At 60.6% G+C, this 21,193-nt stretch carries 18 protein-coding genes and 1 tRNA gene; 10 read left to right on the plus strand and 9 right to left on the minus strand.

The features are described 5' to 3' along the window. Positions 1-119: 119 nt before the first annotated feature. Together ODR01_RS21665 and ODR01_RS21670 are read left to right on the plus strand one after the other, a co-directional pair. Positions 120-2,189, plus strand: coding sequence for a protein kinase family protein (locus tag ODR01_RS21665; RefSeq protein WP_316979797.1), 2,070 nt, complete (start codon positions 120-122; stop codon positions 2,187-2,189). A gap of 15 nt (positions 2,190-2,204) precedes the next feature. Then, positions 2,205-2,681, plus strand: a complete 477-nt coding sequence (locus ODR01_RS21670; RefSeq protein WP_316979798.1) for an acyl-CoA synthetase — start codon at positions 2,205-2,207, stop codon at positions 2,679-2,681. 133 nt (positions 2,682-2,814) lie between these two features. Here the strand turns inward: ODR01_RS21670 and rpoH are convergent, their stop codons facing one another. Together rpoH and ODR01_RS21680 are read right to left on the minus strand one after the other, a co-directional pair. Further along, positions 2,815-3,702, minus strand: a complete 888-nt coding sequence (gene rpoH, locus ODR01_RS21675) for an RNA polymerase sigma factor RpoH (protein ID WP_316979799.1) — start codon at positions 3,700-3,702, stop codon at positions 2,815-2,817. A 124-nt stretch (positions 3,703-3,826) separates the two neighbouring features. Then, positions 3,827-4,855 (minus strand): RluA family pseudouridine synthase, encoded by a 1,029-nt coding sequence (locus tag ODR01_RS21680; protein WP_316979800.1) that lies wholly within the window; start codon positions 4,853-4,855, stop codon positions 3,827-3,829. On the opposite strand from ODR01_RS21680, the gene ODR01_RS21685 reads away from it, so the two are divergent. The 7 genes from ODR01_RS21685 to ODR01_RS21715 all read left to right on the plus strand — a co-directional run bounded on the left by ODR01_RS21685 (position 4,846) and on the right by ODR01_RS21715 (position 9,130). Then, entirely contained in the window at positions 4,846-5,184 is a 339-nt protein-coding gene (locus ODR01_RS21685; RefSeq protein ID WP_316979801.1) for a hypothetical protein, read from the plus strand. The genes ODR01_RS21680 and ODR01_RS21685 overlap by 10 nt on opposite strands. After that, the gene (locus ODR01_RS21690) at positions 5,181-5,663 is read left to right on the plus strand and encodes a M67 family metallopeptidase (RefSeq protein WP_316979802.1); all 483 of its coding nucleotides are present in this window, start codon (positions 5,181-5,183) and stop codon (positions 5,661-5,663) included. The genes ODR01_RS21685 and ODR01_RS21690 overlap by 4 nt, the downstream gene beginning before the upstream one ends. Beyond that, positions 5,660-6,712, plus strand: coding sequence for a threonine aldolase family protein (locus tag ODR01_RS21695; protein WP_316979803.1), 1,053 nt, complete (start codon positions 5,660-5,662; stop codon positions 6,710-6,712). The genes ODR01_RS21690 and ODR01_RS21695 overlap by 4 nt, the downstream gene beginning before the upstream one ends. 52 nt (positions 6,713-6,764) lie before the next feature. Next, positions 6,765-6,840 (plus strand) — tRNA-Glu (locus ODR01_RS21700). A gap of 351 nt (positions 6,841-7,191) precedes the next feature. After that, a complete protein-coding gene (locus tag ODR01_RS21705; RefSeq protein ID WP_316979804.1) occupies positions 7,192-7,560 on the plus strand; it encodes a hypothetical protein in 369 nt (122 codons plus the stop codon). A 54-nt stretch (positions 7,561-7,614) separates the two neighbouring features. Then, entirely contained in the window at positions 7,615-8,169 is a 555-nt protein-coding gene (locus ODR01_RS21710) for a hypothetical protein (RefSeq protein WP_316979805.1), read from the plus strand. A 55-nt stretch (positions 8,170-8,224) separates the two neighbouring features. Next, positions 8,225-9,130: a hypothetical protein gene (locus ODR01_RS21715; RefSeq protein WP_316979806.1), complete on the plus strand. Its 906-nt coding sequence runs from the start codon at positions 8,225-8,227 to the stop codon at positions 9,128-9,130. Positions 9,131-9,207: 77 nt separating this feature from the next. Here ODR01_RS21715 and ODR01_RS21720 read toward each other — a convergent pair whose 3' ends face one another. The 4 genes from ODR01_RS21720 to ODR01_RS21735 form a co-directional block, all read right to left on the minus strand. After that, a complete protein-coding gene (locus tag ODR01_RS21720; protein ID WP_316979807.1) occupies positions 9,208-10,179 on the minus strand; it encodes a PGN_0703 family putative restriction endonuclease in 972 nt (323 codons plus the stop codon). 122 nt (positions 10,180-10,301) lie between these two features. Then, the gene (locus tag ODR01_RS21725; protein WP_316979808.1) at positions 10,302-10,802 is read right to left on the minus strand and encodes a GIY-YIG nuclease family protein; all 501 of its coding nucleotides are present in this window, start codon (positions 10,800-10,802) and stop codon (positions 10,302-10,304) included. Positions 10,803-10,932: 130 nt separating this feature from the next. Continuing rightward, positions 10,933-11,250, minus strand: coding sequence for a hypothetical protein (locus ODR01_RS21730; protein WP_316979809.1), 318 nt, complete (start codon positions 11,248-11,250; stop codon positions 10,933-10,935). A gap of 193 nt (positions 11,251-11,443) precedes the next feature. Further along, entirely contained in the window at positions 11,444-11,854 is a 411-nt protein-coding gene (locus ODR01_RS21735) for a YbhB/YbcL family Raf kinase inhibitor-like protein (RefSeq protein ID WP_316979810.1), read from the minus strand. Positions 11,855-12,076: 222 nt separating this feature from the next. Between ODR01_RS21735 and ODR01_RS21740 the strand changes: the two genes are divergently transcribed. Next, positions 12,077-12,349 (plus strand): helix-turn-helix domain-containing protein, encoded by a 273-nt coding sequence (locus tag ODR01_RS21740; RefSeq protein WP_316979811.1) that lies wholly within the window; start codon positions 12,077-12,079, stop codon positions 12,347-12,349. A 72-nt stretch (positions 12,350-12,421) separates the two neighbouring features. On the opposite strand, the gene ODR01_RS21745 is transcribed toward ODR01_RS21740, so the two are convergent. The 3 genes from ODR01_RS21745 to ODR01_RS21755 form a co-directional block, all read right to left on the minus strand. Continuing rightward, positions 12,422-13,060, minus strand: coding sequence for a hypothetical protein (locus ODR01_RS21745; RefSeq protein ID WP_316979812.1), 639 nt, complete (start codon positions 13,058-13,060; stop codon positions 12,422-12,424). Next, on the minus strand, positions 13,026-19,322 hold the full coding sequence (locus ODR01_RS21750; RefSeq protein ID WP_316979813.1) for a P-loop NTPase family protein: 6,297 nt from the start codon (positions 19,320-19,322) through the stop codon (positions 13,026-13,028). The genes ODR01_RS21745 and ODR01_RS21750 overlap by 35 nt, the downstream gene beginning before the upstream one ends. A gap of 475 nt (positions 19,323-19,797) precedes the next feature. Next, entirely contained in the window at positions 19,798-20,877 is a 1,080-nt protein-coding gene (locus tag ODR01_RS21755; RefSeq protein WP_316979814.1) for a hypothetical protein, read from the minus strand. Positions 20,878-21,193 lie beyond the last annotated feature (316 nt).

A 21,193-nucleotide genomic window follows, 5' to 3' on the forward strand; every position in this document is an offset into this window, starting at 1 on the left:
GAAACCCGTTGCCGGACCGGGCACCGCGAGACTTTAATTGTTTGGCAACGGAAGGCCGATTATGGTTCCGCTGGGGTTGCTGCTATCCTGCCCCGCGATCAGGGGTTCAAGAGAAGCGAATGGCTGAAACGCCAATCGAAGGGACGCCCGCCGCCACGCCGTCGGCGACCGAACCGGCCGCCGCGGCAACGCGGGGCGCGCACGGCCCCGTTCTGCTCGTCGATCGCTACCAGATCAACGCCGACCGCCCGCTTCCCGAGTTGTCGACGCCGTCCGCCTCGGCCTTCGCGGTGGAGGATCGCCGCGACATCGGGCGCCAGCTTTTCGCGCTCGTCTGCACGCCGGGACTGCCGCTGCGCCACCACGCCGCCACGGCGTTGCGCGGCAGCCAGGCGCTCAACCTCATCCCCCTCGTCGAATGGGGAACGGTCGACTGGCCGCCGCTCGGCCAGCGGTGCATGGTCGTCGTCTACGAACGGCCCATGGGCGGCCGGCTGATCGACGTCATCACCACCGAGGGCGGCCAGATCCTCGACCACGACCTCCAGCGGCGCGTCATCGAGCCGCTGGCCGCCGGCTTACAGGAAATGGTCGACCACGGTATCGCCCATCGCGCCATCCGTCCCGGCAACCTGTTCTTCATGGATGCGGACCGGCACTCGCTGGTGCTGGGCGACTGCGTGACGACACCGCCGGCCTTCGACCAGCCGGTCGCCTTCGAAACGGCGCCGCGCGCCATGGCGACCCGTTCCGGTCGCGGTGAGGGCTCCGTCGCCGACGACCTTTACGCCCTGGGCGTGACGCTGGCCTTCCTTCATCTGGGCGAGAATCCCGTCGCCGACATCGGCGAGGACGCGCTGATCTATGCCAAGATCGAACACGGAAGCTACGCGACCCTGTGCGGGGGCGGTCGCATTCCGCTGTTTCTGCTGGAGGTGTTGCGCGGGCTTTTGAGCGACGACCCGGAGGAGCGCTGGGGGCTGCGCGAGTTGTCGCTGTGGATCGACGGCCGGCGCATGACGCCGATCCAGAAGCGCCCGTTGCCGAAGCCCGAAACCCGCTTCCCGTTCGGCGGCCACGCCCACGTGACGTCGCGCACCCTGGCCCACGCCTTCAGCCGCAGCGTCGGCGATGCCGCCCGCGCGCTCAAGGACGGCCAGGTGGACCCGTGGGTGCGCCGCAGCCTGAATGCCCCGGCAATGGCCGACGAGATCGCCCGGGTGGTCGAAATGGCCCGCACCCACGCCGGAGATCCGCGCGGCAGCGACGACATGATGGTCGCCAAGGTCTGCATGCTGCTCGATCGCGAGGGCCCGCTGCGCTACAAGGGGTACGCCTTCCTCATCGACGCCTTCGGAACCGCGCTGGCCGTCGAGTTGTTGCGGCAGGGCAACGCCAAGGTCGGCGCCGAAATTCTCGACCAGAATATTCCCGGCATTTGGCTGGAACAGGCCGGTCCCGGCCCCGGGGTGGCGGCCCAGGTGCGCCAGTTCGAAAAGCTGCGCGGTTTCCTCCACGCCAACAATCCGGGCGGCGGCATCGAGCGCTGCCTCTATGAACTCAATCCCAGCCTGCCGTGCCAGAGTTCGCTGATCATTCAGGACTACGTGGTCGACATCGACGATCTGCTGCCGGCGCTCGACGGAGCGGCCGGCCGCGTCGACACCAAGATCCCGCCGGTCGACCGCCACATCGCCGCCTTCGTCGCCACCCATTTCGACGAGGACATCGAGCGCCACCTGCGCGCCATCGGCGATTCGACGGAAGCCCGCAAGACCGCCGGCATGCTGAGCCTTTTGGCCCTCGTGCAATGGCGCCTCGGCCCCGAAGCCCTCTATGGCCTGTCCAGCTGGATCGGCGGTCTGCTGGGCCCGGTGATCGCGTCCTATCACAGCCGCACCGTGCGCCGCGACATCGAACGCGAGGTGCCCCGGCTGGTCCGCCAGGGCAGCCTGCCCGAGCTTTTCGAACTGATCGACAACGCCGAGCAGCGGCTGCAGGACGAAAAGGGCTATCGGGCCGCCGTCGAGGAATTCCTGCTGGCCGAGAGCGAGGTCCAGGAGATCGAAAGCAGCGATTCGGCGCGCGCCGAATCGGCCGAGCGCCTGGGCCAGCAAACGGCGGCCATGACCTCGGTGGTGGTGACGCTGATTTTCGTCACCATCATCTTCCTCAACGAGATCTGGTAGGAAAGCGCCCCGGCAATGGCCGATCCCTCCTCCGACGGCAGGACCAGAAAGACCAACTGGACAGCCCTTTGGCTGTTCGTGCTGATCGTCGGGCTGATCTGGATTTCGCTGCCCACCGTGCTGATGATCGTGGTCGGCATGCCGCCCACCTTCGTCGCCTGGATCATCGACCGCTCCTACCAGAAATCGGCGACCTACTGCGTGGCCGGCATGAACTTCTGCGGCCTCTTTCCCTACCTGATGGACCTGTGGATGGGGGTGCACAGCCTCAAGGCGGCCAGCGCCATCGTCACCGACGTCTTCGCGCTTCTCGTCATCTACGGGGCGGCGGCGTTCGGCTGGATGATCTACATCACCATTCCGCCGGTGGTCGGAACCTTCCTCACCGTCATGGCCCAGCGCCGGGTGGCGCAGCTGCGCACCCTGCAGCGCCAGATCGTCGAGGAATGGGGCGAAAGCGTCGCCCATTCCGTCACCGGCCAATCCAACTAGCTCGCGCGTTTTGTGATCAGACGGGGGCCCTTCTTCGTCGCCCCCGGGAATCAAATTGCCGCGGCTCCGTTTCTCGGAAACCGCGGCTTTTGATGATGGAAAAGACGTCCTGCCGGTGCCGGCCCAAGCCGGATCAGGCGCTGACCCGCTGCTCGATGATGGCGTTGCGCACCGACTTCTGCAGCTTCTCGAAGGCCCTGACCTCGATCTGACGCACGCGCTCGCGCGAGATCCCGTACTGGCGGCTCAGGTTCTCCAGCGTCGCCGGGGAGTCCTTGAGACGCCGTTCGTTGAGGATGTGGCGCTCGCGCTCGGTCAGGGTCTTCATGGCGCCGACCAGCAGACGGCGGCGATCCTTAAGTTCCTCGCTCTCGGCGAAGCGAGTCTCCTGGTCGTCGGTGTCGTCGACCAGCCAATCCTGCCACTCGCCTTCGCCGTCCTTGCGCATCGGCGCGTTCAGCGAGTGGTCCGGGCTGGCCAGCCGGCGGTTCATGTTGACCACCTCTTCCTCCGAGACCCGCAGCCTGTCGGCGATGCGCGTCACGTGCTCGGGAGCCATGTCGCCGTCGTCGATGGCCTGCATCTGGCCCTTCAGCTTGCGCAGGTTGAAGAACAGCTTCTTCTGCGCCGCCGTCGTGCCCATCTTCACCAGCGACCAGGAATGCAGGATATATTCCTGCATGGCGGCGCGAATCCACCACATGGCATAGGTGGCGAGCCTGAAACCGCGATCGGGGTCGAAGCGTTTGACCGCCTGCATCATGCCCAGGTTGCCTTCCGAGATCAGTTCTCCCAGCGGCAAGCCGTATCCGCGATAGCCCATGGCGATTTTCGCCACCAGGCGCAAATGGCTGGTCACCATGCGGTGAGCCGCCTCGGCATCCCCCTCCTCGCGCCACCGGCGGGCGAGGCTGAACTCTTCCTCCGGCGACAGCATGGGGAACTTGCGGATTTCCTGGAGATACCTGGAAAGGTTGCGTTCCGGCGATATCTCGAGATCGAGCGTCAATGATGCGGTCATACTTCAGACCTCCCAACTTTCGAGGCCGGTCATTGGGCCGGCACTTCTCGATAAACCCAGTCTAAAGGGCGTTTCCTGATAGGGTCAATAATACCCAAGTTGGGTTGTCAGGAATAGGGGAAAATTACACGCGATCTAATTCGCACATCAAGGCGTTGATTTCAAGCGGAATTTCGGTCTCAAATCGCATGAAATTCCCGGTTTTTGGGTGCCTGAATCCGATCAAAAATGCGTGAAGTAGTTGGGATTCCACCGCTGCCACCCGCTGGCGCACGGCCTCCGGCGCGTCGCGCAGGCGATGGCGGGGTCCCCCGCCGTAGAGGGGGTCTCCCACCACCGGATGGCCCCGATGCGCCATGTGCACGCGGATCTGATGGGTCCTTCCGGTGGCAAGGTCACAACGCAGCAGGCTGGCAAAGGTTCCCACCGGGCGAATCACTTTGTACCGGGTCAGCGCCGGCTTGCCGCCGCGGGCCACCACCGCCATCTTCTTGCGATTGACCGGGCTGCGGCCGATGTTGCCCTCGATCTCGCCCTGGCGCGGCGTCGGCATTCCCCACACCACGGCGTAGTAGGCGCGCTCCAGATCGTGGTCGTGGAACTGGCGGGCCAGGGCATGATGCGCGGCGTCGTTCTTGGCCGCCACCATCAGGCCGCTGGTGTCCTTGTCCAGGCGATGGACGATTCCCGGCCGGGCGACGCCGCCGATCCCCGACAGGCTGCCGGCGCAATGGGCGAGCAGCGCGTTGACCAGCGTCCCCCCGGCGTGGCCGGCCGCCGGATGGACCACCAGACCGACCGGCTTGTCGATGACGATGAGGTCCTCGTCCTCGTAGATCACCCGAAGCGGAATGTCCTGGGGTTGCGGCAGCGCCGGTTCGGGGGGCGGTATGCTCACGGCGAACATCTCGCCGGGCTTGACGCGCCTGGACACGTCGAGGACCGGCGGCGGCGTTGGATCGCCGTCGACAAGGCTGACCCGCCCCGCCTCGACGAGCCGCTTGATCTGGCTGCGCGAGACGCCGGCCACGGCGTCGGCCAGCCAGCGGTCGAGGCGCTGGCCGCCCTTGTTTTCGGGCACGGGAACGGTGTAAGTGGTTTGGACGTCAGGGGTTGTCATCGCCGACAGAGTGGAACGAAACCATGCACGCACTCAAGGCCCTCGTCATCGGAATGGGCGTTCTCATCGCGCTCGTCATGGGAGTGATGGCCTACGGGCTGATGAAAAAGGCCTCCGACCCCGATTTCACCTTCTTCGATTTCGCCCGCCCGCCGGCCGCCGCCGACATCCGCCCGGGGGCGGCGTTCGGCGACGTCTTGGTGCCGTTGGGCCCCGGCTGCCGCATCGAGGACATGAAGCCCGACGGCAACCGGCTGTTCCTGCGCGTCGGACCGGCCGACGGGGCCTGCCAGCAGATCGTCGTCATCGACCTGGCGAGCGGCAAGATCATGGGCAACGTGAAGGTCTGGAACGCCAAGTGATCCTGCTGCCGCGGCCGCTCCTCAAACAGATCGTGGATGCCGCCGAGGCGGCCTATCCCGACGAATGCTGCGGGCTTGTCGTCGGCTATACCCAGCCGCCACAGGATCTGATCGTGACGCGCGTCGAGGTCAGCCCCAACGTCGCCGAGGACAACGCCGCCGAGCGTTTCGAGGTGTCGCCGCGCCTCAGGCTCGACGTCATGCGGGCGCTCGACGGCGGGCCGGAGCGCATCCTCGGCCATTTCCATTCGCACCCCGACCATCCGGCCCAGCCGTCGCCGCGCGACCTCGAACGGGCGTGGGAGCCCGACCTGGTGTGGCTGATCGTCTCGGTGCTCGACGGCCAGGCCATCCACACCACCGCCCACGTGCTCGACGGCGAGGGCCGGCAGTTTCGCGAAGTGTCCTTGCGCACCACCGACTGGCAGCCCTATGGCGTGCGTCCCGCCGCCAACGGCCGCGAGGAAGAGAAAGAATGAACTTCAGCAGCGACAACGTGACCGGCGCGGCGCCCGAGATCCTGGCCGCCATCGCCAAGGCCAACCACGGGCCGGCCGCCGCCTATGGCGACGATCCCCTGACCCGCCGGGTCGAGGCGCGCATCGCCGAGGTCTTCGGGCGCGAGGCCGACGTCTTCCTGGTCGCCACCGGCACGGCGGCCAACGCCTTGAGCCTTTCGGTCATGGCGCCGCCGTTCGGGGCCGTCTTCTGCCATCCCGAATCCCACATCGAATGCGACGAGTGCGGCGCCCCCGAATTCTTCACCGGCGGCGCCAAGCTGGTCCTGCTGCCCGGCGCCGACGGCAAGCTCGACCCCGCCGCCCTGGCCGCCGCGCTCGACGCCCCCGACCACGGGGTGCATCACGTCAGGGCCGCCGCCGTCAGCCTGACCCAGGCCAGCGAGGCCGGCACCGTCTACACGCCGGCCGAGGTCAAGGCCATCGCCGACCTCGCCCACGGCCGCGGGCTCAGGGTCCACATGGACGGGGCCCGTTTCGCCAACGCCCTGGCCATGCTGGGCTGCAGCCCGGCCGCAGCCTCGTGGGAGGCCGGGGTCGACGTCCTTTGCTTCGGGGCCAGCAAGAACGGCGCCCTGGCCGCCGAGGCCGTCGTCGTCTTCGACCGCGAACTGGCCGGGACGTTCGCCTATCGGCGCAAGCGGGCGGGGCATCTGTTCTCCAAGATGCGCTTCCTGGCCGCCCAGTTCGACGCCTACCTCGAAGACGACCTGTGGCTTCGGCTGGCCGGCCGCGCCAACGCCGCCGCCGCCCACCTGGCCGCCGGGCTGGCCACCATTCCCGGCGCCGCGTTCCGCCACCCGGTCGAGGCCAACGAGATCTTCGTCGAACTGCCGGAAGCGGTGATCCAGGGGCTTTTCGCCGACGGCTTTTCGTTCTACCGCTGGCCGGGCGAAGGGGCGCGGCTGGTGCGCCTGGTCACCGCGTTCAACACCCGGGAGGCCGACGTCGACGCCTTCATCGCCTCGGCCCGCCGCCACGCGGCGCCGCGACGGCCCGGGCGCCCGTAGCAAAGCTCTTGATCGGGGCGGGCGTTTCCCTTAAATGGAGGGGTCCTCGCGCGTCCCCTTCGTCTAGAGGCCCAGGACACCGCCCTCTCACGGCGGTAACAGGGGTTCGAATCCCCTAGGGGACGCCAATCATTTCAAGGGCCTAGAAAGGCCCTTTTATTTTTTCCCACAAATTTCCCACAATTCGATATGCACTTTCGCAGCTGTCCGGGGCTGCCGGGTCAGGCTCGTCAGCGCGCTGCTTTGCACTTCCTTCCTGCCGCCAATAAGTGCGGCGAAAAAGGGTATCGACCAAAAGGCCGGAACTTCCGGCAATCCCCAACTTGACGCAGCTATTGTCACGCTGGCGAAGTTCTTTCCGGCCGTGATTGATTGGCTAATGGCGCTCGAAATCAGTTTGCCCTCATAGTCTCAAGTTGCCGACGCGCCACAGGAAGGTACAAAATCGGGCGCGGGCACAGGGGATGGAGAGTTGGTACATGGCTCTCACGATACGCGGCAACCGGCCTCTGAGCGTTTTTCGGCTCAATGGTGCGGACGAAAATAGCGCCACCTTTGCTTTGGGCTGGGTGTTGGAGCGGAGTTCCAGCTATCGGCAGATCTTCATTGAAGCTGCGTTTGATGAGGCCTTGGGTATCGATGACGCCTTCATCGCGCTGCAAAAGCATGGTGAAGACGGCGGATATACCGACCTGGAGGTTCAAATGGGCCGCCGCTTCCACTTGATCCTCGAAGCCAAGCGTTGGTGGGAGCTGCCTGGAATGGAGCAGTTCTCACGATATCGCCCTCGCCTTCATGCCATAGGTGCTGAACGCCAAGCCTTCGTGTCGGTGAGTGCGGCTGATTGAAAGTATGCATTACGTCGTTTGCCGGCTGAACTGGAGGGCATCCGGATTGTTCACATGTCGTGGGGTGACCTTCAAAGGCTGGCCAAACAGGCCCGATCGCTTGCCTCGGCCTTCGAGGAAAAGCTTTGGCTTGACCAACTCATCGAGCATTTTGGGGAGTTTGTGTCGATGGAACGGCAGTCGGACAACAACGTCTTCGTAGTTTCCCTGGGTAGACAGCCGATGGTCGAAGGACAGACGCACACATGGATCGATGTGGTGGAAAAGGACCGATGCTACTTCCATCCAGTCGGAAACAACTGGCCGGTCCAGCCGCCAAACTACGTGGGCTTTCGGTACTTCGGGCAGCTACAGTCGGTGCACCACGTCGACCATTTTGAGATCGTGGAGAACCTATCCATCTACAATCCGCTCTGGCCAGAAACGGAAGTCGACCATTTTGTTTATCATCTAGGTCCACCAATGCGTCCTTCGGTGGAAGTCACGACCGGGAACATCTTCAGGAACGGCCGCGTCTGGTGTGCCGTCGACACTCTGCTTTCTGGAGCGTTCGCCACCATCAGCGATGCTAGAGATGAAACTCAACACCGGTTGGCGGCATCTCTCTGACATGATGGCGGCGGAACGCCAAGCCACTGGTATTTTGGGAGGATGAACCTACGCCATGCTGTCGGCTAACGAGCTACTCAGGATAGTCGCCGAGGCCCGAAATTTCTTGCGGCCTTTGATAAAAGAGGAACTTGCCAAGTACCCAGATTTTTGGGGCCCCTGGGTGACTAAGTCACCCGACGAAATCATCGAGCTTCATCTACAGCCAGAACACACAATAGAAGCCGCAACTCGCAAGGGCATTTTGTCGGGTATTCTCTGGTCTGCGCAGAACCGCCGCGGAGCCAACAAGGTCATTAGCGGTTGCCTGATGAACGGATGGCAGGACCTCGGTACCATGTTGCACGATTTTGATGCGGAAGCCATTCTACGGGACTGGGAAACGCCCGGTCAGCTATTTGCCTATTTTCGGAAGATGCATGACGATGGCCGCATTTCGGGCAAGCTGCTCAACTCGAAACGCTCGTTGTGGCCGATATTTTGTCAGACCGTGCTATCGGCGGCTCACTTAGTGGCGCAATATCGCACCGCTGAGGATTTTATAGAATGGCTGGAATCCTTCCGGCAGAAACCTGAAACCGCCGCTGCGCTGCCTCTGGTATTGGCCCAAGAAATTGATGGCTTTGGCTTGGCGCTCGCCTGTGACTTCCTCAAAGAGCTTGGATGCACTGAGTTTCCTAAGCCCGATACGCACATCAATTATCTGGCTGGACAGCTTGGTATCTCGACAGCCGAAAGTGACTACCGAATGATGCTCGATATCCGACGAGCCGCCGACGATATTGGAATGACCGCTTATGCCTTCGACAAGATATTTTGGTTGGTTGGCTCCGGCCGGTTCTATCGAGTGGAGGTTGGCAGATATATTCTGGACATCGGAAGGCAGGCGGACAACTTCCTCGCATATATGGAAACCGTGCCGTGGCGGGACGATCCACAACCTGCTCTGGCGACGGCATAGGAACAGCCTATATCGCAATGCCAGCTAAGCCTCGGGCGTAGAATTGGCAGCTCTACACCCGAGGCAGGTGCTTCCACCTATTCGCCAAACACCACTCGATCGATCAGGCCGAAATCCAGATAGCGGCTCCGGAGCTTGGCCGCGATGTCTCCGGCGCCGACAGCGTCGAGCGTATCGAGGCAGCTTTCCAGCGCGACCACCTGAAACCCCGACTCGGCGGGCTCCTCGGATTTGAGATGCTTTTGGTAGGCGCGCACGGCGTTGCCGCACTGGGTGTTCTGGGCGGGAGCAATCACGACGAAGCGCCCTTCAGCATAAAGGCCGTGCTGGAGCATCACCCGGCTCAACAGGTGTTCGCGCCAGAGCTGTTGTAGCGGCGCTTCCCGCAGTTCCGTGGCCATGTGATCGATGAACACCCCGACGCTGTCGCTAGCCTCGTCGTACCGTGGCCGCAAGGGTGAGATCGGCTCCTGCATCGACTCGGAGTATTTCACCTCGATCGCGATGAAACCCGACTCGCCGGTCGTGGTGATGATGCGAACGAACACGTCGAAAGCGCTGTGGTCGTCGGTGTACTGGGGGCTCCCTCGGCCGGGGGAGTGTTCAAACCAGATCGCCTCAACTCCCGCCACGAAGTCGGGGAACAGCCTCTTGAAGAAGGCCTCGGCCGTCGGGCGGTCCAGCTTGAGGGGACCGAACAGGTTGAAGCATAGGGGTTGGCTCGAAAGAAGGTTCCCATAAAGGCGGCCTTCGTCGATGAACGCGCCCAATTCCCGGTAGGCCACTTCCCGACGCACCAAGCTGGCAGCACCGCTGTCAATGAAGTTGGCTCCCGTCTTGGCCGCCGCGAAATTCAGGCGACTGCCCAGCTTGCGGCGCTTCCCCTCCCGGTTTCGGTGGTAGCCGACCGGAAGGCCCTGCTCCTGCCGCCAAAGGGATTGCAGAAGGCGGGCAGCCGCACGAAACCGGGTGTCGTATGGCTCATGAACCCGATTGGCCTTGAGGATCGGGGCAGGGATGAGGGGAATACGCTCGAATTCGTTTTCCATGAATGGCTCTCCTGTCGTTTACGGAGAGTTATTCGAGACGAATGCGTGTGAGTTTACGCCGTTTGGCAACGCTTCAAAGCATCAGCGCAGAGCCATTGTCACAAACGGTGAAGATATCACGGCTACTCCTCGTCACGGGACATTAGTTCTAAAATCATTGAAGCGTACTTATTCGTGCGAGGTTTGACAGAATCTTCGGCGTTGCAGCCACGCTCATTTCCATGAGTAGAAACAACCGAGTCGCACACCGCGTCGCGTGACATGTATTCTTGCACCCTTAAAGCAAGCTCGTTCATTCGAGGTTTGACAGAATCGTTGGCATTGCGGGCCCGCTCAATTTCGTGAGCAGTGACAATTGCGTCCCGCGCCTGATCCGGAAAGCACCTCCCAATCCACTCCCGCGTTTTGGGATGCCCCAAATCGGTCAATATCTTTCTTGCCGTTCGTTCAACCTTGGTTCCAAGCGGATATGGCACCTTCTCTATATGCGTCAGTTCAAGATCGACGGATGAACCCGTCTGGAGGTTGCAAAATCGTTGCTCGGCGCAATTAGAAACGCCAATTTTGCAAGCGGCTCGCTCACTGTCATAGATAACGTACACATCCCGAGTGGGAGGTTTCATCGTCGTTCATTTCTCACATAGGGGTTATGGAGGAACCCACTCTCGCTTGACAGTCGTACTAGTGCAAGCTTGGCGGGGGTCATCCCAGTCGAACCGGCACCCGGACGAGATATCAAATGTCAGGTTCTGGCTACCAGTTACGTCTCTCCAGATGACGGGGACTCCGATAGTGGCCGTCCGCTCGCACCTCGCACCGTTTAGCGGGCAGATCGAAGGCGGCAATGACCCGCGTGATCAACTCCACTGCGAACAGCTTGCGGTCGGCGTAAACGGTAAAGCGGTTATCCGGCACGTGATAGACGATGCGGCCTCGGGGGAACTCCTCGTACTCGCACACCATGACTGCCGTCGGGATTCCTTGTCGGCGAAACGCCGCCTCACCCATGGCTCCCAACTCGGACCAGTACTCGTAGTGGCCCTTCGCATGGGTGAGACAATCCCCGTACAACTCGGCCTGGGGCAGTGGCGTTCGATCACAGACCAGGGCGAGACCCGCCGCCTCATCCGGGACGAACCAAAAGATTCCTACATGGGGATTACCCATCCCTCTCCTCGCTCACCAAACGCCAAGAACCACCCCCTCTAGCGAGCGATGATACAAGAGGGGGCGGCTCGTGCGGTCTGCCGAGGCAGTTCGGCTCTTACTTGGGGGGAAATGCCCTGGTGGCGCTTCCCTTGCCGATGATGGTGTCGCCCTTGGCATCCAACGCCATCACGTCGAACTTGTAGTCATGGGAGCCCATCGGCGGACAAGGGCCGACGTAGGAGAAGGCGCCAGCGGGGATTTCCCCCTGCCCGGTATAGGCCAAGCTCCCGCCTCCGTGCTGGTACGACGGGACATCGAGGTCGGTCATGCGGAAGTTGAGGGTTTTGGTCTCAGCCGGAACGCCAGTCAATTTGAAGGCGGGCGACTTGCTGGAACACTTCGTGACCCCCTGCCACGAAAAGTCGACCCCGATAGAGGCCGCATTCGGGGCCTCCTTGGTCGTCTGGCAGGCCGCCAGAATCGTGGCGGCAAAAACGGCAGAAAGCGAAAGGTACGTTCTCTTCATTGGTTTCCCCCATGTTGAGAAGACACGGCACCCGCCTTGCGGGACCAGGCTTCGTGACGAGAATCCCCTTCGATTCGTCCGGCGAAGGTGGATATTTACGTTCTTAGGTACTCTGGTGCAGCGAGCCCTGGGCAGCTGCATCCATAAGATGAAGTGTGCCAGGCCACACGGTCAATAGGGAGTTTTGCACTATGCGATAATTCCCTGTGATGTTTCGCGGCCATGCCAAAGCCACGCAAATCACTGTTCTCCAAGCCCTACGCGGAAATCATCCGCCGCCTCATCGAGCGGCGGAAGGAAATTGGGATGACGCAGTGGGACCTAGCGGAGGCGTATGGGGAGGATCAGTCGTTCATCAGCCGGATAGAACGGCTTCAGAGGCGGTTGGACGTATACGAGTACACCGTGTTCTGCCGCATCCTGCGCATCGATCCGGGGGAAATCCTGCGGCCGGTTTGGGATGTCGCCTCGCCGGCACAAAAAGACAGGCAGTGAGAAAGCCCCGCTACGGCCAAGAAAGGCGCTCACTTGGACGGCAATGGGATGTCACTTGGAAACGCGGACTTTTCAACTCGAAAATATGCCACCTGTGGCGCGACCGATCTCCCCCAGAAGCTGAGCAAGGGTGTCCAGCGCTTTGAGGACTTTCTGTCGCTCCGCCTCTCCTTCCGAAAGGTGTTCATTCTCTGCACCAATCATGCGACGAATGATTGCCGGCGCCTCGTCCTCGAATGGGGGCAACTCCTTGAGCAGGTTCAACCAATCCCCTTCGGCCTCGGCGGCGGCTTCAATGGCCCGGTTCAAGCAGTGCCGAATGATTACCCGTGAGGTTTTGTCGATTGCTTCGGCTCGTTCCAGCCACTGCAATATCGGTTCAGCCGTACCATCCTCAGGAGAAGGTCGGGAAGGGAGATGGTACCAGGGCGCATCGCTTGATAGGCGTTCAAATGTACGAAACACGGGCTCAAAGCTCGCCAATGGATATCGTCCTGGCATGTACGTCCGATGGCGCCACAACTCCAGAATCAAATCCGCCGCTTCCCGTTGCGCTTGCGCCCGCTCCGGTCCGGTCGTCGCCTGCGCCTTCTCCATCAGTTCGGCCAAGTAGTGGGCCATCCAATGGGTGGTGACGTCCTCTTGGCCGTTCCGTTCAAGCAAAACAACTAGGGCCTTACCCAAGACGATGATTCTGTCCTGTGCCGTCAAGCAGGTTTCCTCCTGGTTGCAGGACAAAAGCTCGACTTGTGGTTCGCCGGCGCTCTTCCTCCGAGTCGTCATAAATGTGCCCATCCTTGGCTCGCTCGACTCTTACCCAAATCACAAGATTCCGACTTGTTCGCCGCAGGAGTGCGTCCAACCCTCCAAAAGACGCTAGGAGACGACGCCCTCGATGACGTTCGGAATATGGATCACGTTCATCCCAATATCCCCACAATTGCGATCGAAAAACGATTCCCAAGGAAGCGGAATGCCACAAGCGCTCATCATCATGTGCCGTCAGGCCCAACAGACGCATGAGCGCGGGGCGTGGCGCAGCAGGTGGATATTGGATTCGACCCGATAGGGGATCATGCTGGTCAATTCCGCTCGGGACGTAACGACCGGCGGTCAGGTGCGACAAACGAAACCGAGTTGGAAGTACACGTTCCGGATAAGAACGTTCGGGAGGAAAGGCAAAGGTGTCCGGATCCGCAGCCGATTGCAGAGCTCGCATCAAAGCGCCCGAGGTTCTGGGATTGGCCAGCGCCGAAGAAATGCTTACGGTTTCGTCTCCGAAACTGTGTCTCTCGGACCACCGGCCCGAGACAACTAAACAATCCTGGTGTTCGGCGTCGAAAAGCATGTTGGCGAAATCGTCGCTGGCAACACCGTCCAGCCAGAGTTTCTCTGTTTCTTTTGGCGGCCGGTGTAGAGAAAGCCGGGGCGGCGACGGATCACGGCGGTCGGCAATCCAGCGCCCATCTGAGCGGCTCAGTCGGTGATCCTCGATCCATCGATTCCATTCACCCGCCACACCATCCTCGACCACGAGAGATGTCGTCTCGAAGAGTTCTCCAGAAGCACACATCATCCCGTGGATGGTTAGATAGAAATTCAGGTTGTCGGCCTTGGAATAACCGCCACGCGATGTATGAGTGTCCTCGCCCCGTAATACGCCTCGCTTCAGTCGTTGGTCGTTTCGCCAATCGAGACTGGCACCGTCAACGGAAAAACGCTTGCACCATGCGGCAACACGCGGACCTACATCCCTGGCGGTTAGTCCGAACACTTGCCCAATGGCACTGAACCCGTAGCGGGATAGATCGTAGTCGAATCGGCAATCATCCTCCATCGCTGGTATTCCCGGAGAAAGCCAGTTGTCCGACGAATAGGGATAAGGAGGGCGGGGCGCAGGCGGATGACGGCTTACACCAACCCGCTGAAGGTCTAGCAGTGCCTCCGCATCGATAGTCCCCGGCAAGGCGGCCTCTACGGCGAGACAGGCATCCCGAGCATAAAGCCGGATCACGGCGTGGGGCAGGCAACCGGCGCCAACCGCATGACGAGCGATGGCAGTTACATGAGGTGCAATCATGGCCGGGTGATCGAGAGCGGCGCGGGATAGCGCCATCAGAAGGAACAATCGAGCATGCAGGTGATAGAACGTTAGCCGCCGGTCGACGAAGGGGCCCGCATCGCAATGATCCATCCAGTCCACCAGATGGCCGAGCGCACCAGTTGCACCAAACATGCAGAGGCGACGTACGGCGTGTGCCGCACGCCAGCGCATCGTGATCTCCGGCGCACCAAGCGTGGCCCACACCAGCCCAGCAACCGCCTTTTCAATGTCCGATTCCGGTGCCAGTGCTTGATCCCACGGCCCGTCGCCGTCTTCGGCATCCAGTATCAGTTCGAACCGATCAAGTGCGAACCGGAGAATGTCCAAGGCTTCGGTGGGAGACACGGGTTTGGACAGCTCTTCACCGAGGGTGAGCAAATTCGATGAAGAGATCCCGTCAAGATGGGTCGCGGCCGCTTCCGCAAATCGGCGAACGATCCGCTCGCGTGGCCATTGCAGAAGCGACTCCAGATCCTGAATACGGAATGCAAGCCCGAAGTCACTCCCCATCAGTTCCAGTGCCCTGCGTTCTAGAACCTGCTCGGCGGCCACCTTCACCGCAGTCCGGATATCTGTTCCCGGCCACTCCTCGGCAAAACTTTTCAGTTCCCAGATGACACGCTCTGCGGAGAGCCGGCGTGAACCGACCACTGCTCGCACATAGCCGGATTGAAGCGCCCGTGGAGTCCGCCTTCGGATTTCATGAAGGCAAGGCACTTCTCGGAGGCGTTGGTCATCGGCATTTTCCGCGACCTCCAGGATGGCATCGAGCTCCTCGGAAGAGGCCCACGACTGCCCCCCCAGAATCGACTCCCAGTCGGGTAGCGACCTATCCTCCCGGACAGGTTTTGAAGAAAGCTCTGATGCGTACGATCGGTCCTCCGCAGGATTCATTTTGGCAAGACGGTCGTCAAGGCCGCGCGTATCCAGTCCATTCCTTCTGCCTACGGCGACAATTTCTTCCAAGTCGTGTCGCCCTCCACTTTCCACCAACACATCCCGGCAGCGGGTCGAAAAAATGACATCCTTGAGCGAGAGTGAGGCCGTATGGCTGAACAACGCTTCGAGGCTTTCTCCTCCTTTCCAATGAACTCCAAGCGTCTCCAACGCTGCCGCCGGGCCGGGTGCCATCAGGCCACGCCGGACGAGGTCCAGCGTCACACAGGGTAGAGTTTCGTCCAGTAGACCCCGACCACGATCTCGCCAGCGACTTACAACGGCTAACGCCGAGGGTGGGCAAAGGCGGGCCAGCGCTCCAGCAATCCGTTCCCAGGGAAATTTATGGTCCGCTACGACTTCTACCGCCTCGGCCACTCTTGAAACGCGGTAAGCCTCGGCTGAACCGGCAACGGCGTCTTCCACACCTGGCTTGTTGGCAAGTGCAAGAATGGTCTCCAGGCGCTCGCGTGCTTCGAAATCGAGACGGTCCAAGATTCGTACCGCCTCATCGAGACAGCCACGCGTCAGGTCGATATGACTGGTCAATACCGAGCGGGCCAAAGATGCGTATGAACGAGCCGTTTCCGTCGCTCCCAACCGGGCAGAGGCGATTAGCAGATCAGCTTGATCGGCAAAGCGATGCGAGGCTTCGCCGGTTGCGGCATGCCGGGTAGCGGTTCTGGAAAGCTGGATAAGGAGCGGAAATTTCGCGATGATTTGACGTCGTGCCACCCAATCGTTCAACGAACCGACAAGCTCGGAATCGGCAAAGCCCAGCCGTAATGCCGTATCGAGTGTTAACCGAGGAATGATTTTCAGAACGTCGTCGAACCGCCACGAACTGTACCGGTAGTCATTTTGTGCGATCTTCTTGGCATGTTCCGACAGCGTGTCCGCGACGGACCTTGTAGCTAAACTCCCGAGGAGGCCCTTAGCCCGAGTGAAAAACATGGGTAGCACCGCCCCATAAAAGCGCTCGAACTCTTGAAGGGTCTCTCCCTTCAACCTGGTGGCTTTTTTCTCTTTGAGGCTTTCAGGTTTAAGATCGTCGATTCCACAATCCCGACCGTGAAGCACCGCATCCAACGAAGCTGCGCGCAATAGAGTGACGCGGTCGTCTGGAATGTCCCCAACCGGCGTCGGCAAATGATCACGAAGCTCAGGCCGGTGGTGGGCGAGCAACGTCCCAGCTAGTTCTCGTTTGCCCACGACGGCAAGCCACTCCGCCAGGATTACGGCGCCATGGCGTATTGTGGAGATGTCGTCGTCCGGATAAGACATTCCGAGTTCATCCGAAGGGCTGGATTCTAACAAGAGATTGCCCAATTTCAGCGCGACGTCGTCGGAAAGGCCCATGGACACTTCGTCCATAGCGACGAGGACGCCGAGGTGAAAGAAGACATCCGGTTCGTCCACCGCGCACAGTTCCGACAGCAGGTCCAACTGCCCATGATCAATCAGGCGATCGGCCAAACACCTCCCAAGCCTAACCCGAACCCATGGGCGCCAGTTCAAGCTGTGTCGGTACGCAGCTTTTGCCCCGGCGGCGATCAGCCCAGCATGGGTCAGCGCAACGAGCGCAACGATGAGTTCCTTGATTTCGTAGCGCTTTTTTGCGCGCACACTGTCGTCGATCCAGATTGCCGCCTGACGTATATGGGGCAGAGCCTCGGGCAGAAGCGTTTTTGATAAAGCGAAGACCTCCGCTCGATCCGCCAAGCCCCACCCCTTCCAAAGATCGCGATGTTGACGGAACAACAAATCGGCCACGTCGTCAGGCCGCATTGTCACCGCGAACAGGTCGGCATTTTCCCGGATGAACTGGGCTTGACGAGTCTGTGTGGCGGCCTCCTCTGCCACTCGGATGAACAGCTTCGCAGCGTCAGCTTGACGCCCATCCCGAAGAGCCGCACGCAAGGCATACGCGATGCGCATGCGAACGATGTCGCGCCGGGTAAGCGGATCGGTTTCGGCCGGACCATCGTCACTCAGCGCCAGCGTCTGCAACCCGTCCTGCCGCCCCGCCTCGTAGAGCAATCGGGGTAGCGCCATGGCTACATAGGCATCGTATCCGGCCTGCGCCTCAAGACGATCGGCCGCACGGGCGTAGTCTTCGGTTTTGCCAGGGAACTGTTGGCGGAACCAATGCTCAACCGGCTCGTCGCGGAACTGGACACCATCCTCTCGGATCAAAAGTGGCTGCGGTAGATCAGCGACAAAACTCTGGATGGCACTCTCCGGAACGCCGGCCGCCCGGGCGAGCACGGGCACCGGCACGAACGGCGGCAACTGGCCTAGCAGAAAGCAAAGCTGGTCCACAATATCCGAGATCTCGGTGGTCTCCCGAACTGCTGTCAGGGCACGCTCGACCTCCTCCGCAATTAGGTCATCCACCGTGCGGCCGGCCGGTCCAAGCATGGCGATGAGCGTTTGTCCGTCCTCAGGGTTCCTTGCAAGGAAATAGAATTGGACGCGGGGATTCCCGAGGGTGAGCCGATGGAACGTCTCGGCCACCGTGTCATCAGCATCGGGCAACCGACGGCGAAGATGTGCGGTGGTTTCCGCTGGCGTGAAACCTTTAAGCTCAATAACAGGCTCTTGTGAATGAGCCTTGAGCTTCTCCACTCTGTGCGGACGTGCAAAGGCTACGATGCGGCAGCCGTCTGGGGGGGATTCCTGGAGCAGCCCCCATACGAATGCCGTGTCGTGTGCTTCTTCCGCAGCCATGGCGGAATTGTCGGCCGCATCCAGCACGATGACGACGAGAGCATCTGGATTACGTGCCCGGACCGTTGCGGCTGCCTGTATCAGACGGGTTCGGAACGCTTCATAGTACTCGTGATCCTCCGCCCTCAAAGGCAACAGCGGATCGCACAGGCCCTGTATCGCTAGCTCATTGCAAATCTGCGTCAACGCCACTCGAGGCAAATGTCGAGGCTGCCGAAGCCGGCGATAAGAACCATTACAAAATCCATCAAACACCACCGTCTTCGATCCAGATGGCATCAGTGAGCCAAGGATTTGCGCGAGGACGGTTTTACCGGTGCCTCCTGAAGCGGTCACCACCACCGGCCACTTTGCCTTAACGACGACATCGGCCACCGTCTGGTCATGCGTTCGCTGAATTATCGGGCCGCAGTCCGGAAAGTCCGCAGGCGCAGGCAGCAAGTCGCGTTCAGTGACGTTCAGTACTGCGAGCAGCTTGTCCCGATTGATGGCGGGGTGGTTGCGTGCCTCCGGCAACGCCTCTTTTCGCACCAGTTCGGTGAGCCGAAGTGCGACATCCGGATCGAAACCGGGAATGAAAGCGCTTAGCTCTTGTCCCAACAACACCGCCTGGGAATTGTGGTCCGGCTCTCCACCAGGCATATCGACCAGCCGCACGAAGGCGCAAAAGTCGTCATCGATCAGCCTGGTTTCTTTCTTAAGCCGATTGTAGGCGTTGCGGGCGTACCCCTTGAGGCTGCCACAATCGCCAGCGCGGGCTGCGGCCAGCGCCGTTACGACATTTTTCGAAATCGGCCGGTTCGTGACCAGAACGAACGATAGGCGATTGTTGACCACCTCCCGCCCCAACTCCGCAACAAGCTCGGAATACCGTTGGGCGAAATAAGACAATGGTTCGTCGAGGTCCGATGCCGCGAGAGGTATATCGGCTCGGGTAGTCGAGTGCTTGTGCTGATAGTATCCAATTCTACTGGCTTCTCGAATGTTTTCGCTGCCGTAGTACTCAGCAGTGTCGATGCCCAACTCGCCCGATCTTACCGATAAGCCTTCGGCCCTTGATGCACCTTCAATTTTCACGGCAACCAGACGACATCCCGGATCGACATCCGTTGCCAACAAACGTGTGAGTCGGCGGGCTGTCCATTGGATGTGGAAATCGTCTCCGGCGTTGCTTGCCCGAGGTTTGATCAGATCGTCAGTCACGGAACGAGTGCCCACCAAATCCGAGATGATGCCGTGTGGGCTTCCCCCGCGGCCTCGAAGGAACCCCACATATAAAGAATTTGTATGCAAAAGCCCTAATACGGAAAAAAGAGGGCAATAAGGATAACTCCTGCGCAAACCTTGGATTGCAGAAGAGCATACCGTACCCAAGAGCTAGAAACAGCTTCAGAACGTCGTTACGTTTGACTGCGGCAATTCGCGCGCCCGTTTGGCGAGCAAAATCGATGGACTGAAGACGGGAGAGGCAGCCTCGCAGGCTTGAACAGCTTGGACCGATCCCGCAAAGCGAATTTCTGATCTCGGGTCAAGTTCGTCCATGAAGGCAGCCTAGAGCCCATCTTTGACATTCGGTTGGCCGACCGCAGTGCTTGAACTCGGCCGTTCAGTCCTGCTGGCATCGAACAATAGCAGCGGCGCCCACCAAGCCGGCGCAGGCTACCAAGGCGAAATGCCGTCACGGCGCCTGCCATTCTCGTAGCCAAGCTTCACCCTCGGCAATCATCTCTGCAATAGGGTCACCAGAAAGATCGGCACCTCGATTTCGTCCACTGCCGGCCACCTCGAAACATTGAAAGAATTTGTCCGCGATCTGCTGTGCGAACTTTTCCGGCCACCACTGGGCGAGAATCTCGGCTTGTCCCGGATAGTCTTCGGTCGCTGTCGACCCGCAGAAAAGTGCGCTCGCGGTCTCGCGGAGTGCCCGATCAGCGGTGGCAAAGACATATTGCTGATTGGTGTGTTCACGTTGTGCAACTAGCCTGAGGAACTCACTAAGGTAGGTAATATCCCATGCCGCATTACGGGCACCTGCGATCGCTCGTTCGCGATCCTCTGCCCTTAGCTGTTTCATCATTTTGCCTGCACGCACCGTCGGCCCAAAATGACGCGCGGCATAGACGGCTGCGGGACCGGCAAAGATGAAATCGTCGATCATCCAATCGAGTAGAGCGAACATGGCTGGGGGTTGCCTGCCCACCTCAAGTGTGAGTCGAGCCATTTTCAAGGAAACGATATAGTTTCGCCTCCAACGCTTTAGAGGCCGCACGAGGTCGTGCGGTTCGAGCGGTGCAATCGGGCCAAGGTCGATCTTGTGGCACCGCCGCATTGCGATGTCGATCCATTTGGTGGCAGCACCGCGATCCGCCGCCCTAAACCAGGAGAGTTCTCCTTGCGCCGAGGCGTTACCAACGGAGGATGCTAGTTCGTGAAAGGCGAGCCCCGGCTCGATATCAAGATTCATTGCCTGCGCGAATGCCATTAGGTTGATGGCAACTTCCGTCGGATAGTCCCATCGACGCGGCGTCCCTTCAGTCGCGAGCCTAGCCATCCGCGACGCGAGATTCCGATCAACGAGGACTACGGTCGAGATCTCGTCGATGTCCTCGGCATAAGTAAGTGCGCTTAGGTCGAGGAGCCCGACCGAAGGCGGAATCCAACCCGGCACCAGACACTCCAGCCGTAAAAGGCGCTCTGCGATTAATCGCACATCGGCGAGAGGGAAATCCGGATCGAGAAAAACCACAAAACTACCCAACGCCGCGCTCCATAGGGACGATGGCCTCCCCCCGCCGCCGCAGATCTGCACACCAATAATAGATTCCCTGCTTAATGATATCGATCACAGTAAGTAAGCAGGTGAACAGCTTCCTACCTGTCACGGCCGCCTTATGTGATGGTCGATCTTGATGCAAAATTGAGCTTTTCTACTGGGCATGTATACGATGATCTAAACATTGTTGAGATAAAATTAGGAGGAAGGCACCTCATAGGTCCTGACATGAGACCGAAGTTTCCTCCGGTCATAGGTAGAGCCCAGGATGGTGTTGATGCCCGATATGGGCGGTGATGGC

This window comes from Shumkonia mesophila (assembly GCF_026163695.1).
Lineage (GTDB): Bacteria > Pseudomonadota > Alphaproteobacteria > Rhodospirillales > Shumkoniaceae > Shumkonia > Shumkonia mesophila.